Origin of the sequence: Lihuaxuella thermophila, assembly GCF_900110165.1 — a bacterium.
Classification (GTDB): domain Bacteria; phylum Bacillota; class Bacilli; order Thermoactinomycetales; family Thermoactinomycetaceae; genus Lihuaxuella; species Lihuaxuella thermophila.
This window is the reverse complement of sequence record NZ_FOCQ01000038.1, coordinates 1-1,268: the sequence shown is the minus strand read 5'-3', so window position 1 is coordinate 1,268 and position 1,268 is coordinate 1. Positions and strand designations below refer to the sequence as shown.

2 protein-coding genes are annotated in these 1,268 nt (G+C 51.2%); both read left to right on the top strand.

From position 1 onward, the window contains the following. Positions 1-60: 60 nt before the first annotated feature. Positions 61-369, top strand: coding sequence for a transposase (locus tag BMW55_RS18905; RefSeq protein ID WP_139179556.1), 309 nt, complete (start codon positions 61-63; stop codon positions 367-369). Between the two features lie 23 nt (positions 370-392). Further along, a complete protein-coding gene (locus BMW55_RS18900) occupies positions 393-1,238 on the top strand; it encodes an IS3 family transposase (RefSeq protein ID WP_139179555.1) in 846 nt (281 codons plus the stop codon). Positions 1,239-1,268 lie beyond the last annotated feature (30 nt).

Here is a 1,268-nt window from a genome sequence, read left to right as displayed (position 1 = left end):
TATAGCGCCCCAATTTAAAATGCGACGGTTAGATGTGTAGAGCTCTCCGGTTTTGATAGAATTCTGCTTAAGGAGGAACCGGAGATGAAACGTCGCAAATGGACACCCGAAGAAAAAATGAATATTGTTCTGGCTGGGTTAAAGGGGGACATCTCGATCGCGGAGCTGTGTCGGCGGCACAACATCAGCCAAACCCTGTATTACCGTTGGCGGGATACATTTATTCAACGCGGCTTGGAAGGATTGGCCGGGAAACCGCCGGTCGAGAAGGAGAGAGAGCAGATCCAGGCCAAAATCGCTGAATATGAGCAAATGATCGGAAAACTGACGGTGAAGCTCGCTCAAATAAAAAAAACGCTCGACGTCTGAATGAAGAGGCATGGAAACTATTGATGGAATTGGTGGATGAATTGGGGTTTCCCGTGGAAACCGCCTGCCGGCTGGTGGGGATTCACAAAAGCATGTTTTACCGCTATCGTGCCCGAATGAAGTCAGGTGCTCATCCACGGCGCTGCTTTCGGCAGGATGAAATCCGTGATCAGGTACATGTGTTTTGCCAAACTCACCCGACTTATGGATATCGTCGAATTTGGGCATTGCTGCGCCGGAATGGAGTCCATGCCAATTCCAAGACTGTCTACCGTGTCATGAAGAAGGAAGGGCTTCTGCAACCTTCGAAACGGTATGACGCCAGGCGCACTCTCCGGAAATGGGATCTCCCGGTTTCAGGATCCAATCAGGTATGGCATATCGATCTGACGAAAATCTGGACCGATGAGGGCTGGGTTTACCTGTTCAGCGTGGTGGATGCCTATGACCGGCGAGTGGTGGCTTGGGATCTGAGCCGTTTCTGCCGGGACGATGAAGCCATTCATGTCCTGGAGGAAGCCGTGAATGTTGCATTTCCTTACGGTGTCCGCGGCAGCGGGCTGAAGCTGGTCCAGGATAACGGAAGCCAGTTTACCAGCCGAGACTTTGTTCAAACTCTCAAAACCTTGGGGATTACCCCGATTCGGACATCCTATCGCCATCCACAAAGCAACGGTAAAATGGAGCGATGGTACCGCACCCTGAAAGAAGAAGAGGTCTGGCCCAACGAATACCGTACACTGGAAGAGGCTCGTGCTTCTATTGGACAATACATTCACTTTTACAACTATGAGCGGGTCCATTCCTCGCTAGGCTATCTGACGCCGATGGAGGTCTATTCTGGAGAGCTCTCCACTCATGTTGCTTGACCTCCGTCGCATTCTGAGGGTAGCATTACA